This window comes from Pseudomonas sp. W17 (genome assembly GCF_040268305.1).
Classification (GTDB): Bacteria; Pseudomonadota; Gammaproteobacteria; order Pseudomonadales; family Pseudomonadaceae; genus Aquipseudomonas; species Aquipseudomonas protegens.
In genome coordinates this window covers 1,270,907-1,284,692 of sequence record NZ_CP158490.1, presented here as the reverse complement: position 1 = coordinate 1,284,692, position 13,786 = coordinate 1,270,907, and the positions used below count along the sequence as shown (strand labels likewise).

The 13,786-nt window shown below is 62.3% G+C and carries 11 protein-coding genes; 3 read left to right on the top strand and 8 right to left on the bottom strand.

Annotated elements, in window-relative coordinates; all coding sequences use genetic code 11:
- Window positions 1-4: 4 nt before the first annotated feature.
- The 3 genes from ABCR88_RS05785 to ABCR88_RS05775 all read right to left on the bottom strand — a co-directional run bounded on the left by ABCR88_RS05785 (window position 5) and on the right by ABCR88_RS05775 (window position 2,044).
- Window positions 5-646: an OB-fold-containig protein gene (locus tag ABCR88_RS05785; protein WP_053149200.1), complete on the bottom strand. Its 642-nt coding sequence runs from the start codon at window positions 644-646 to the stop codon at window positions 5-7.
- Between the two features lie 66 nt (window positions 647-712).
- The gene (locus tag ABCR88_RS05780) at window positions 713-1,408 is read right to left on the bottom strand and encodes a PspA/IM30 family protein (RefSeq protein WP_350404230.1); all 696 of its coding nucleotides are present in this window, start codon (window positions 1,406-1,408) and stop codon (window positions 713-715) included.
- Between the two features lie 15 nt (window positions 1,409-1,423).
- A complete protein-coding gene (locus tag ABCR88_RS05775; protein WP_210482579.1) occupies window positions 1,424-2,044 on the bottom strand; it encodes a YjfI family protein in 621 nt (206 codons plus the stop codon).
- 320 nt (window positions 2,045-2,364) lie between these two features.
- On the opposite strand from ABCR88_RS05775, the gene ABCR88_RS05770 reads away from it, so the two are divergent.
- A complete protein-coding gene (locus ABCR88_RS05770) occupies window positions 2,365-3,564 on the top strand; it encodes a CaiB/BaiF CoA-transferase family protein (RefSeq protein WP_011059458.1) in 1,200 nt (399 codons plus the stop codon).
- Between the two features lie 76 nt (window positions 3,565-3,640).
- Window positions 3,641-4,492 carry a TIGR02285 family protein gene (locus ABCR88_RS05765; protein WP_015634285.1) on the top strand — a complete coding sequence of 284 codons (852 nt, stop codon included), beginning with the start codon at window positions 3,641-3,643 and terminating at the stop codon, window positions 4,490-4,492.
- Window positions 4,493-4,660: 168 nt separating this feature from the next.
- Here the strand turns inward: ABCR88_RS05765 and ABCR88_RS05760 are convergent, their stop codons facing one another.
- Window positions 4,661-4,948 carry a DUF3509 domain-containing protein gene (locus tag ABCR88_RS05760; RefSeq protein ID WP_011059456.1) on the bottom strand — a complete coding sequence of 96 codons (288 nt, stop codon included), beginning with the start codon at window positions 4,946-4,948 and terminating at the stop codon, window positions 4,661-4,663.
- Window positions 4,949-5,156: 208 nt separating this feature from the next.
- On the opposite strand from ABCR88_RS05760, the gene ABCR88_RS05755 reads away from it, so the two are divergent.
- Complete coding sequence (locus tag ABCR88_RS05755) at window positions 5,157-5,819, top strand: response regulator transcription factor (protein WP_041116139.1); 663 nt, start codon at window positions 5,157-5,159, stop codon at window positions 5,817-5,819.
- Here ABCR88_RS05755 and ABCR88_RS05750 read toward each other — a convergent pair.
- From ABCR88_RS05750 to ABCR88_RS05735, 4 genes are all read right to left on the bottom strand, one after another.
- On the bottom strand, window positions 5,816-7,081 hold the full coding sequence (locus ABCR88_RS05750) for an EAL domain-containing response regulator (RefSeq protein ID WP_052470387.1): 1,266 nt from the start codon (window positions 7,079-7,081) through the stop codon (window positions 5,816-5,818). The genes ABCR88_RS05755 and ABCR88_RS05750 overlap by 4 nt on opposite strands.
- A gap of 92 nt (window positions 7,082-7,173) precedes the next feature.
- Window positions 7,174-10,785: a transporter substrate-binding domain-containing protein gene (locus ABCR88_RS05745; protein ID WP_228102378.1), complete on the bottom strand. Its 3,612-nt coding sequence runs from the start codon at window positions 10,783-10,785 to the stop codon at window positions 7,174-7,176.
- A 94-nt stretch (window positions 10,786-10,879) separates the two neighbouring features.
- Window positions 10,880-12,289, bottom strand: a complete 1,410-nt coding sequence (gene thrC, locus ABCR88_RS05740) for a threonine synthase (protein WP_011059452.1) — start codon at window positions 12,287-12,289, stop codon at window positions 10,880-10,882.
- Window positions 12,290-12,396: 107 nt separating this feature from the next.
- The gene (locus tag ABCR88_RS05735; RefSeq protein ID WP_123473885.1) at window positions 12,397-13,701 is read right to left on the bottom strand and encodes a homoserine dehydrogenase; all 1,305 of its coding nucleotides are present in this window, start codon (window positions 13,699-13,701) and stop codon (window positions 12,397-12,399) included.
- Window positions 13,702-13,786: the final 85 nt, after the last annotated feature.

Sequence of the window (13,786 nt, the reverse complement as noted above, 5' to 3'; positions counted from 1 at the left end):
GGGCTCAGAGGCCGCGAAACTCGTCCTCTGTAATGACCCGATAGGCGTGTTGCGCCTCCAGATACTCCAGTAACACGACGCGATCGCCGCGTTTGAAAGCTCGTGCCTCATCGGCACGCACACGCAGGATCAGGCCCGCGCCGCCGTCCTCGAGCACGGCTTCGCCATGTTCCAGGGTGACTCTGCCGCTGCGTACCACAGCCGTCTGCCCCAGCACCGACTTGCTGCTGGTGGCCTCCATCTTGAGAAACAGCGGGCGCAGCGGACGACAGATCGTCGCGCTGATGGGCGCTGCCAGGAACAGTGCGAGCACCGCCAGCAACAGGCCCAGGGGATAGCGCAGCCAACCCAGGGGCAGGTGGCTGAGCACGTAGAGTTCGGCGAAATAGGTCAGGAACCAGCTGAAGAACATCAGCAGGGTCAGCACCAGGGTGACCGGCACCCCGTTGAGTTTGAACTTGATCAGCAGCCCGGCCAGGCCTTCGCCGGTGTGGGCACTGTCGAGCAGCGAGTCGGCCTCGAAGTCCAGCAGGTCGACTTCAAGCATGCCCATGGCCACCACGGCCCAGTAGATCACGGCCAGGCAGAGCATGAAGCTGAACAGCACTGTGGGGAACGACAACACTGTCTGCAGGAAGATTTCCATTGCTTTCCTATCCCTGAAAAAGCCGGGCAAGGCCAGGCGGCCCCGCCCCTACAACACAACGGTGAATCAGGACTTGCTACGGTCCTTCAGGCGCGCCAGCACGCTGTCGGCGCTGGTGCTGCCGGCAACAATCCCGGCTTCACGCAACTTGGCATCCAGGGCATCGTCCGGGCTGCTGGTATTGGCCAGCTCGGCTGCGGCGCCCATCTTTGCCGCGCGCTCGGCCTGCTTCTGCTTGATCCGCTCCAGGGACTCCACGGCGGTGTGCAGCTTGCTCTGGGAGCCGCCGTAGCGCTGGGCCACGGCCTGCTGGGCCTTCTGCACGCTTTCGGTGGCCTTGACGGTATCCACCTGTTGTTTCAAATGCTTGATGTTGCCCTCGGCCTGGGTCACGGCCTTGCGCAACTGCGCGACGCTGGCGGCAAAACCATCGGCCTGCTCACGCTCCACAGCCAGGTCATTTTCCAGGTTGGCGATCTTTTGCGCCACTTCCTGGGCAAGGGCTTCGTTGCCCGCTTCCAGGGCCTTGAGGGCGTAGCTTTCATACTCAGCGATCTTGGCCGCGCTGCCGTTGGCGCGCTCGGCGGCGAGTTTCTGCCGGGCCATGATCTCGGCCAGGGCTTCCTTGGATTTGCGCAGTTCCTGATCGGCGTCGCGGATCTCCTGATCAAGAATCCTCAGTGCCTGGCTGTCCACCAGGGCCTCACCCGCCTCATTGGCACCACCGCGCAGCGCGGTGAGCAGCTTGCTCCATACGTTCATGTGCATTCCTCCAGGTCAGGCCTGAGCCTTCAGGTAGCCTTCGTAGGCCTCGGTTGCCCTGATCACGTTGCTGGCCAGGGTTTCGATCTCGTAGAGCACGTTGGAGAGAATCGAGGTTGCGCTCAGGGCGCCGTACATCATGTAGTGGCGCTCACCGCCAAAACGGGTTTCCAGGCCGATGCTCGACAGCGGGAACAACTGGCGGCTGAGCAACACTTCCTCGTTGAACGCGGCCACATCGGTCACTTCACTTTGCGGCCACAGCAGCGCCTCCACCAGGATCTGCTCGCCGGACAGGGCCACGAACAACGGCAGGTCACCGTATTCACGCATGGTCACGTGCAAGCTCGGCTCGGCACCCTCCAGCAGTTCAACGCTGGCTTCGCCGCTGCTGAACAACTCGGTGGCTACCAGGGCCTGGCACAGCGATCGGGCATTCCAGATCTGCGGCATGCTCATTTCTCCATCCTTTTCCACAGGAGCCAGCCCTTCTGAGGGCTGACGCAGTTTGCGTTCAACCACCAGCAACGCCTGGGCGTTCTCCGGCAGTATCCAGACTTCCTTTTTCACCAAGCCCTGATCACGCAGGCGCTGGCGGAATAAACGTTGGTAATGGGCTGAGGATTTGTTTTCCATGGCGCAGAGACTAAAACATCACATGTAAGGTTTTCAATTAATCACATGTAAAATTTACAGGCGACATTTGTAACAAGAAATATCAGGAAGATCGCTCGGCAAACAGCCGCAAGGCGTCCATCGCTGCATAGACCCTTTTACAGCTTTCGCAACCGCTCTTTTTTCAAGCGGCGTCATTAAACCCTGCCGTCCAATAGAATGAGAAGCACAATAATCCTTGGCCCGAGCGGGAAATAATCGGCAAAGGCAGGCGTCAGGCGCTGCCTTAATGGCGACCAATGGTCTAGGCTAGGCGGATTTTCCTGCCCAGCGGATGCCCCATGACCAGCCTCAGCAAGCCCCTCGCCGGATTGAAAGTGATAGAACTTGGCACCCTGATCGCCGGCCCTTTCGCCTCGCGCATCTGCGCCGAGTTCGGTGCCGAGGTGATCAAGGTCGAGTCACCCGATGGCGGCGATCCGCTGCGCAAGTGGCGCAAGCTGTATGAAGGCACCTCGCTGTGGTGGTTCGTCCAGGCACGCAACAAGAAGTCCCTGACCCTGAACCTCAAGCACCCGGAAGGCCTGGCGGTGCTCAAGCAACTGCTGGGCGAAGCGGACATCCTGATCGAAAACTTCCGCCCCGGCGTGCTGGAAAAGCTCGGCCTGGGCTGGGACGTGTTGCACGCCCTCAACCCGAAACTGGTGATGGTGCGCCTGTCCGGATTCGGCCAGACCGGGCCGATGAAGGACCAACCGGGCTTCGGCGCGGTGGGCGAATCCATGGGCGGCCTGCGCTACATCACCGGTTTCGAGGACCGCCCACCGGTGCGCACCGGAATCTCCATCGGCGACTCCATCGCTGCCCTGTGGGGGGTGATCGGCGCGCTGATGGCGCTGCGTCACCGCGAGGTCAACGGCGGCCAGGGGCAGGTGGTGGACGTGGCGCTGTACGAGGCGATCTTCGCCATGATGGAAAGCATGGTTCCGGAGTTCGATGTATTCGGTTTCATCCGCGAACGCAGTGGCAACATCATGCCCGGCATCACCCCTTCGTCGATCCACACCAGTGCCGACGGCAAGCACGTGCAGATCGGCGCCAACGGCGATGCGATCTTCAAGCGCTTCATGCTCCTGATCGGCCGTGAGGACCTGGCCAATGACCCGGCCCTGGCCAGCAACGACGGGCGCGACACCCGCCGCGACGAACTCTATGGGGTGATCGACCGCTGGGTGGCGTCCCTGCCCCTGGAGCAGGTGCTGGAGCAGTTGAACCAGGCCGAAGTCCCGGCGAGCCGGATCTTCAGCGCCGAGGACATGTTCCACGACCCGCAATTCCTCGCCCGGGAAATGTTCCTCCAGGCCAGGCTGCCGGACGGCAAGGCCTTCAAGATGCCCGGCATCGTGCCAAAGCTCTCGCAAACTCCGGGCTCGGCCGACTGGGTCGGCCCCGAACTCGGCGAACATTCCAGCGAAGTTCTGGCCGGCCTGGGCTACAGCAGCGAGCAGATCCAGGACCTGCGCAACTCTGGGGCAATCTAAGCTGAAACAGCCGTCTCACACTGCTCCCCCGCAACGGGCCCAGCGACGCCCGAGGCCAGGCCTTGGCCGGTTGACGATGGCGCTCGCGACCTGCCTGCTGTGGCTGCCCTGCGCCCCCGGCCACGCCGGCGAAATGCTCACCTGGCTGCTGCGTGACCTGCCGCCGCTGAATATTTTCGAAGGCCAGCAAAAAGGTCGAGGAGTGGTCGACCTGCTCATGCCGCAATTGATTGCCAGCCTGCCGGAGTACCAGCACGAACTGGTACGGGTCAATCGCGCCCGCGGCATGCAGATGTTGCGCGACCCCAGCTTCACCTGTGATCCTGCGCTGATCTGGAACAAGGAGCGTGCGCAATGGGTGGCCTTTTCCATCACCAGCTTTCGAGTGCTGAGCAACGGCCTGGCGATCCGCCGTGCCGACCGTGAACAGATCGCGCACTTCATCCATGACGGCAAGGTCGACCTGCATGGCCTGCTCGACAGCGGCAAGGAACTGATCGGGGTGGTGGCCGAGCGCAGCTACGGGCAACAGCTCGACAACCTGCTGCAGCAGGTTGCTCCGCAGCAGATCCGCGCCCACTACGGCAACGACGCCCTGGGCAGCCTGCTGCAGATGCAGCGCCTGGGGCGCCTGCAACTGCTGTTGGGCTACTGGCCGGAAATCCGCTACCAGGCCGTGCAGCAGGGCATGGACCCGCAGGATCTGGAGTTCTACCCGGTCGAAGGCACCAGCAAGTATCAGGAAATCCACGTCGGCTGCTCCGATACTCCGCAGGGCCGCAAAGCCATCACCCGGATCAACCAGGCCCTGCTCAAGCTGCGCGAGGAGCGACTGGTGGAGTTGTATGCCGCCTGGCTGGACCCCGGAATGCGCGATGAATACCGCGCCGATGCCCGGGCCTACTTCCAGGACTTGAAGGACCACTGACAAACGCCGGGCAAAAAGAAACCCCGAGAAGTGGGGAGACGACTCGGGGTTAAACGTGGTCTTTGCAGACCCGTACCAGCAGGCCACAAGCACCGGAGCACAATGCCTGATCCTGCTGATACCGAGTCTGACTGACGGGCCTGGCGGAAGGTTCCGTAAAATTTCAGATCAATTGCGCCGGGCGAATGCCTTGTCTTCGGCGGCATGGCGCAGGGCGGCGATCACGCAGGGTTCGAGCCGGCCTTCGGCGATCAGCACATCACGGTGCAGGCCGTCCACCACATCAGTGAGCAGGCGCTTATCAGTGAGCTGGGCCCGATTGACCTCACGCTCCACCACGATGGCGCCGGCAGCATTCTTCAAGGTCACCAGGCATTCGCCCCGAGCCCCGCAAGGCGTCAGAGCAACCTGGTAAGGGCTCAGGGCCTCACTCAATAAAAGACTGATACTTTCCATCTAGATCACCACTCAATAGCTCGAATTAAAGGTTCGAAAACAAAAATGCCGGTAGCTTTCTGACATTCAAGTGACCATCGCTCAGAGAAGAAAGTTCGCCACACCTACTGCTGCCGACCTGAGTCAACCGAGCATGCACGGGTAATATGACAGCTGAAAAACGGCCGACCAGGCGCAAACAACGCCGCCTTTGCATTGGAGCTAAGCTTTGAAAGCAACGACGAACAACAAATTGCGCATCATCCTTGCCGACGACCACCCGATCTTCCTCATTGGCCTACGCGCCGTCCTGGAACAGGACGACAGCCTGGCCATTGTCGGCGAGGCCAGTTCGCCTTCCGCCCTGAGCCAGCTGCTGCAGGAGATCGAATGCGATGTGCTGGTGACGGATTTCATGATGCCAGCCGAACAGCAGAACGACGGCCTGCGCCTGATCGAACAGCTGCGCCGCCGCCACCCCGACCTGCCCATCGTGGTGGTGACCATGCTCAACCACCCCGGGCTGTTCCGCTCGATCCTCGATCTGGGAGTGACGGGGTTGCTGAGCAAGGCCAGCCTGGCGGACGAGCTGCCGACCGCCATCGCCCGGGCGCGGCAACACAAGCCCTACATCGCCCAGGCCATCAAGCAGGCCCTGAGCCTGGCCGGCGAAGTGGGGCCGGACCGCCTGGTTTCCAAGGATCAGTTGTCGCCCCGGGAGCTGGAAGTGATCCGCCTGTTGGCCGCCGGCCATGCGGTCGGGGAAATTGCCGCGCAACTAAACCGCAGCAAACAGACTGTCAGCGCACAGAAAGTCAGCGCCATGCGCAAACTGGGCCTGGCCAGCGAAGCCGCGCTGTATATCTACGTCCAGGAACACGGACTGTCCTAGGCACACAAACCGGTGGTCTGCTCATCAAGGCCGTTGCAGCCCAGCCCCGGGGTCTCGGCCAGCCATTGGCGCATCTCGGCGGCGCCCATCGGCGGGGCGATAAAACACCCCTGCAGATGAGCCGCCCCCAAGCCCCTGGCCGCCGCACAGTCGGACTCGGTCTCGATACCGGTCACCACCACCCCCAGGGACATACGTCGCGCCATGCTCATCGCACCGCCGACCAACGCCCGCTTGCGCTCATCAGCGGCCATGCCTGCGACAAACACCGGAGGGATCTTCAGCTCGGTGAAAGGCAGCTCCAGCAAGCGCTGCAGGCTGGTTCCACCGGTACCGAAATCGCCGATGGACAACTTGCAGCCGATCATCCGCAGGCGCAGCAGCGCCTCAACATGGGCGGTATCGGTCTGCAGTTGCGTGGTATCGATGACTTCCAGGGTCAGCATCCGCGCCGGCACTTCGAAGCGCCTCAGCAATGCCTCCAACTGACGAGGGAACAACGGCCGCTCGAGGATGCCGATGGGAATGTTCACGGCAATCGGCAGCCAATAGCCCAGCACCAGTTTCACTCCGGCCACCAGCTCGAGTGCCTGCTCCAGCATGTGCCAGGTGAAAACCTCTTGCAGGCCGGCGAACTCGATCAGCGGAAGAAATTCGCCAGGCATCAGCAAGCCCCGCTCGGGGTGCTGCCAGCGAGCCAGCGCCTCGACGCCTTGAAGACCGCCGTGCTGGTGAATGACCGGCTGAAAATGTGCAACACCACAACCCAGCACCGCTGCCAGCCCCTCGTCCTGAGTCACAGCCTCGAAGACAAACGGCTCAAGGCCCAGCAAGTCACGGAGCAATGTCTGGTTCAATTCGAGGCCGTCTGACCTGGAGTGCTGCTGATAGGCACAGAGCAAGTCGCCGATCACCGCCGCCGAAGCCGGCTTGGGCAGGCACGCGAGCACTTTCAACCCCAGCTCACGGGCCATGCCGGCCGTGCCTTCGAGCACATCCGGCTCTGCGTCGCTGAGAATGATCAAGGCCTTGGCCTGCTGCTGCAGGGCCAGTTCGCGGATCAGCTCCAGGCCATCGGTCTGCTCCAGGTACAGATCGCAGATGGCGATATCCACCGGCCCCTTGCTGTCCAGCGAACGCCGTGCGGACTCCTGGTTCTCGGCAGTCAGCACGTTGAAAACGCCATTGGCGTTGAGCATCTGGTGCAAGGCCATCAACTGGAACGAGTTGTCTTCGAGAATCAGCACTTTAAGCGAATGCATGGGGGGCAACCTCCGATACGGCGCAGGTGGGAACAGTCCACTACGGGCCGACACGGTAATCAGACAAGTCCCAATCACACATAGGACAAGTCTTATTCGTCCAGAGCCGTCTGAATATCGCTGCGCAGAATACCAATGACCTCAAGCAGCAGCGGCCATTGGCTGCCCAGTGCCTGCTCTCGCCGCTCCTTGACCAGTACCTCCAGCTCGATACAAGCCTTGGCCAGGGGCAAGGCGTCGATCAGGCAACACACACCCTTGAGCCGGTGCAGGGTGCCTCCCAGGCGCCCCCAATCCTGCACCGCCAAGGCCTCTTCCAACGCCTGCTGCTCTTCGCCAAGGTTGCGCAACAACTCCTGCAACATGCGCTGCAACACGTGCTCGTCGGCCTGGGTCATGCCGCGCAAGGTCTGGATGTTGAATGACGGCGACGGCAGGAATCGGGCCAGGGATTGGGCCAACTGATCCAGGGTCACCGGCTTGACCAGCAACTGATCCATCCCCGCACGCTCGCAACGCTCTCGCTCGTCTTCGAACGCATTGGCCGTGCAGCCGATCACCGGACAGGGCGAGCGCCCTTCCTGCGCCTCGATCTGGCGGATGGCCTCGGTCAGGGCGTAGCCATTCATGCCCGGCATGTTGCAGTCGGTCATCAGCACATCAAAGGTCCCGGAGCGCCACCGCTGCAGCGCCTCACGGGCATCGCCACAGGCCACGACCCGATGCCCGAGAAACATCAGTTGCTGGCTCAGGACCATGCGATTGGCGCTCAAGTCATCCACCACCAGCACTTCGATGCTGCGGCTCGGCGGACGCTCGGCAGGCGGCGAAACTTGAGGATCGAGATCCTCGCTGACCCGCTCCAGATACAGCTCGATGACAACAACGGTCCCGGCACCAGGCTCACTCAGCAGGTGAATGCGCCCGCCCATCAACTCGATCAACTGCCGGCAGATGCTCAGCCCCAGCCCGGTGCCGCCATAGGTCGAAGAGGTCATGGCATCCGCCTGGACAAAGGGCGTGAATATCTTCGCCTGCTGCTCGGCGCTGATCCCCGGGCCGGTATCCGCGACGCTGATACGCAGACACGGGACACCGGACTCATCGGGCTGGCGCTCCACCGTCACCCGCACTTCACCTTCAGCGGTGAACTTCAAGGCGTTGCTCAACAGGTTGTGCAGGACCTGGCGCAGGCGCAACGGATCAAAGAGGTAACGCCCCCGGGCTTCCTCGTTGAAGACCAGTTGCAGGTGCACTCCCTGGTTGCGCGCGGTCACCTCGAAGAGCTGCCGGACACTGTCGAAAAAGGGCTTGAGGGCGGTGACCTGCGGCACCAACTGCATATGGCCGGCCTCGATCTTGGCCAGATCAAGGCTGTCACCCATCAGGCTGATCAACTCCTGGGCAGACTGATAGGCCACCCGCAGGGCCTCGGAGAATGGCGCGCCACGCACCCTGGCCTGCTCTTTCTCCAGCTCCAGCAAGCCAATGATGGCGGTCATCGGCGTACGGATCTCATGACTCATGGTGGAGAGAAAAGCGCTTTTCGCGGCATTGGCCTGGTCGGCGGACTGACGCGCCTCCACCAACTGGTTCTCCAGGCGCTTGCGCTCGGTGATATCGATCCAGCCACCCAGCAAGCCCTGCAGACGGCCTTCGGCGCTGTAGAACGGGACCGTCCATTGATAGGCATGAATCGATCCGTTGCGCGTCTCCACCTGACGGTCGGCAAACACCGACTCCTCGGACGCCAGCAACTGCATGATCTCGCCATGCAGCTGGCGAGCGGTGGCCGCGGGCAACAGATCCAGCTCCGTCAGTTGGCGCCCCTGAATCTGCTCCAGGCTCGTCCCCAACTGCTGTTCATAACTCTTGTTGCAAGTGATCAGGCGCCCCTGCAGATCACGGACAAAGATCGGGTTGGGAATGCCATCAAGCAGGGCCCGCATGAACACCAACTGATCGTTGAGCCGCTGCTCGGCTTGCAATCGCTGCTGAATCTGCAGCTTGAGCCGACTGCTCCAGGCCAGGGAAATCAGACCGAACAGCAATGCGGTGGAAATGGCCCAGTACACCCAGGTCGGCACCCGCTGCCAGACCGGCATCGGCACCGGCGTGGCCCCCAGCCATTTGAGACGGATAGCACTGAGCTCCGCCACCGGCAGCGCCTCCAGCGACTTGTTGAGGATACTCAGCAGCTCGGGCTGATCCTTGCGCACGGAAAACTCGTCGGCGGACCAGGTACCTTCAACGCTGCGCCCCACCCGCAACCCATCGTCAGCGGGCCCCAACCCCAGCGCCTGGACCTGGACCTCGTTCTGAATGGTGGCCATGGCTTCACCTCTGCTGACCAGAGCCCGAGCTTCCTCATAGCTGGCAACGCTGCGCAGCCGAATATCGGGATAGTAGCGCCGGATGTAGCTCTCAAGGGTGTGCCGCGCCGGCAACGCCAGTACCTCACCGGCCATCTGCTCCAGGCTGCTGAGGCGGCGATCCTCGGGGCGCACGACAAAGACCCAGGCAGCACCACCAAAGGCATGGGAGAAATTCAGGAACAACCGCCGGTCCTCACTGGCCGTGAGGGTAGAGTTCATCTGCGCCTGTCCACTCTCCAGCCACTCCAGGGTCTGCGCTGTGGACAGGCTCTCCTTGTGCACAAAATGCAGGCCGGTCATGCGCGAAATGCGGTTGAGCAGATCGATGTTCAGGCCGGCCCAGCGCCCCTCCTTGTCCTTGAACACATGGGGCGGGTACTGCTGGGACGCCACCATCACATGGGGATGCTGGAGAATCCAGGCCTGCTCCTCGGCGCTGAGTTCGATACGCTCGCCGGAGATGTTCGCCCCCAGGCCGGTGGTCCAGCGGGCCTGTATTTCCCGCTGCAAGGATTCGTCGATGCTCTGCAGCGCCTGCTCCAGCATGCCTGCCAACAGGGCGTTGTCGTCACGGGTGGCAAAGGCGAAGCCGGTTGGCGGCAAGCGGCTTTCATCCTGGATATGCACCGCCAGATAAGGGCGCAAGGCCTTGTAGGCTCGGACGATGATCTCATTGCCGATGAAGGCGTCGGCGTCCCCCTGGTTCAATGCTTCCAGGCCACTGTAGAGGTTAGGCGAGAGCATGATCTGACTGTTCGGATACGCCGCATGAACCTGTTCGGCGTTGGCATAGCCGTCCAATAGCACCAGTTTCTTGCCGGCCAGATCATCACTGGGACTCGACCCGTCGCGGCGCACCACCACCACGGCCCTGTCGGGCATGTAGTCGCTGGTGAAGCGCAGCCCCGAGAGGCCGCGCTCATAGCCATTGGCACTGGTCAGCACATCGATGGTGCCGTTGCGTAGCGCTTCAACCGCCTGCTCACGCTCGGAAAACCCCAGGACTTCCATTGTCACGTCCAATCGCTCGCCCACCAGGCTGAGGTAATCGGCGCTGATGCCCTGATAGCGATTGCGGTCCCGGGTGATGTCGATGGGCTGGTAGTCATCGATGGCAATCCCCACCCTCAGGCGTGGATGCGTCGCCAGCCATTGGCGCTCGTTGGGTGCCAGGGTCAGGGGTTCCAGCTCGACGAACGCCGGCACCAGTTTGAAAGGCAGGTTCTTCGCCGTGCCGGCCAGCGCGACACCCCAGAGTACGGCCCAGCTCAGCAGGCCCGCCACGAGCAGGCCCAGGACACGCCGTACGCTGTAAGTTAGACGAAGCATCATCCGGGCCTCCCTACCCCTGACGGGCCAAGCTTGTAGATGAAAAAACAAAGCCCGTCAGGAGACGGGCTTCGTGGACGACAAGACCAATGAATCAGAGCGGCTTGCCACGATTGCCGTGCTGGCTGACAAAAGCCTGCACCGCTTTCAGGTCGTTGGCCAGGACCGTGCAGCGCTCTTCACGCTGGAACAGGTCGGACAGGTGCGCCGGCAGCTCCAGAGCCTTGCCGACACCGGCCTTTTCCACCGCATCCGGGAACTTGACCGGGTGCGCGGTGCCCAGGACCACCATGGGTGTATCCAGGCTGCGCCGGCATTCGCGGGCGGCCTTGACCCCGATCGCGGTGTGCGGGTCCAGCACTTCGCCGGTCTGGGCGAAGACTTCGGCGATGGTTTCGCAGGTCTGCTCGTCGTTCACCGCCAGGGAGTCGAACAGCTTGCGCGCTTCGGTCCAGCGATCCTGTTCGACGCTGAAACCGCCGCCCTGCTTGAAGCTGTCCATCAAAGCCGCCAGGGCCGCGCCGTTGCGACCGTGCAGGTCGAACAGCAGACGCTCGAAGTTCGACGAGACCATGATGTCCATGGACGGCGACAGGGTCGCGTGCAGGGTTTCCTTGACGTACTGATTGCCGCTCATGAAGCGGTGCAGGATGTCGTTGCGGTTGGTGGCGACGATCAGCTGGCTGATCGGCAGGCCCATGTTGCGCGCCAGGTAGCCGGCGAAGATGTCGCCGAAGTTGCCGGTGGGCACCGAGAACGCGATGGAACGTGCCGGGCCGCCCAACTGCAGGGCCGCGTGGAAGTAGTAGACGATCTGGGCCATGATCCGCGCCCAGTTGATCGAGTTCACCGCCACCAGGCGGGTGCCCTTGAGGAAGCCCTGGTCGGCGAAGCTGGCCTTGACCATTTCCTGGCAGTCGTCGAAGTTGCCTTCGATGGCGATGTTGTGGATGTTCTCGCCGAGGATCGTCGTCATCTGCCGGCGCTGCACTTCCGATACACGGTTGTGCGGATGCAGGATGAAGATGTCGACGTTGTCGCACCGCTTGCAGCCTTCGATGGCCGCCGAGCCGGTGTCACCGGAGGTGGCACCGATGATCACCACGCGCTCGCCGCGCTTCTCCAGCACGTAGTCCAGCAGGCGACCCAGCAGTTGCAGGGCGAAGTCCTTGAATGCCAGGGTCGGGCCATGGAACAGCTCCAGCACCCACTCGTTGCCATTGAGCTGACGCAGCGGCGCAATGGCGTTGTGAGAGAAGGCTCCGTAGGTTTCTTCAAGGATCTTCTTGAAATCGGCGTCCGGAATGCTGCCGGTGACAAACGGGCGCATGACCCGGAACGCCAGCTCGTGATACGGCAGGCCAGCCCAGGAAGCGATTTCTTCCTGAGTGAAACGCGGCAGGTTCTCTGGCACATAGAGACCGCCGTCGCTGGCCAGACCTGCCAGCAGCACATCTTCGAAATTCAGGGCCGGTGCCTGGCCACGAGTACTGATATAGCGCATGGGGACAAACCTTCGGTTTGAGCCTCAAGCCGCAAGCTTCAAGCCTCAAGTCAAAGCCGATCAGCTTCTGACTTGGCGCTTGCCGCTTGCCACTTGCGGCTGCTTCATTAATTCAAATGTTCGACGCGGATACGCACCACCGGGCCAACGACGCCCTGCAGGGCCTCCAGGGCGGTGATCGCATCGTTGATGTGCTGCTCCAGAACACGGTGGGTCAGCAGGATCATCGGCACCAGGCCGTCCTGCTCTTCCACTTCCTTCTGCATGATCGATTCGATGTTGATGCCGCGTTCCGAGAGGATGCTCGCCACCTGGGCCAGGACGCCGGGATGATCCTTGGCCTGGATGCGCAGGTAGTAGGCGCTCTCGCAGGACTCGATCGGCAGGATCGGATGATCCGACAGCGAGTCAGGCTGGAACGCCAGGTGCGGCACGCGGTTTTCCGGGTCGCTGGTCATGGCGCGAACCACGTCCACCAGGTCGGCCACCACCGAGGAAGCGGTCGGCTCCATGCCCGCGCCGGCGCCGTAGAACAGGGTCGAACCGGCGGCATCGCCATTGACCATGACCGCGTTCATCACACCGTTGACGTTGGCGATCAGGCGATCGGCCGGAATCAGGGTCGGGTGCACCCGCAACTCGATACCGGCCTCGGTGCGGCGCGCCACCCCCAGGTGCTTGATGCGGTAGCCCAGGGCTTCGGCGTAGTTCACGTCGGCGGTGGTGAGCTTGGTGATGCCTTCGGTGTAGGCCTTGTCGAACTGCAGCGGGATACCAAAGGCGATGGAGGCCAGGATGGTCAGCTTGTGCGCGGCATCGATGCCTTCGACGTCGAAGGTCGGATCGGCTTCGGCGTAGCCCAGGGCCTGCGCTTCGGCCAGCACGTCTTCAAAGGTGCGGCCCTTCTCGCGCATTTCCGAGAGGATGAAGTTGCCGGTGCCGTTGATGATCCCCGCCAGCCAGTTGATACGGTTGGCCGACAGGCCTTCGCGGATCGCCTTGATCACCGGGATGCCACCGGCAACGGCGGCTTCGAAAGCGACGATCACGCCCTTCTCCTGGGCCTTGGCGAAGATTTCGTTGCCGTGCACGGCGATCAGCGCCTTGTTCGCAGTGACCACGTGCTTGCCGTTCTCGATGGCCTTGAGCACCAGGTCACGGGCCACGGTGTAGCCGCCCACCAGCTCGATGACGATATCGATTTCAGGGTTGGTGGCCACGGAGAAGACATCGTTGGTAATCGCAATACCGGTCGTTTGGAACTGCGGCTTTGGCGTACGGGTAGCAATCTGCGCTACTTCGATTCCACGCCCGGCACGGCGGGCAATCTCCTCGGCGTTGCGCTGAAGTACGTTTAGGGTACCGCCACCGACAGTACCCAGCCCACAGATGCCTACTTTGACCGGATTCACTCTGAACTCCCCATAAAACGGCCGACTCTAGGCCGGCCGTGGAATACAGCCGCAAACTGCGCGGCTCTCTATTAATGGCCCGCCG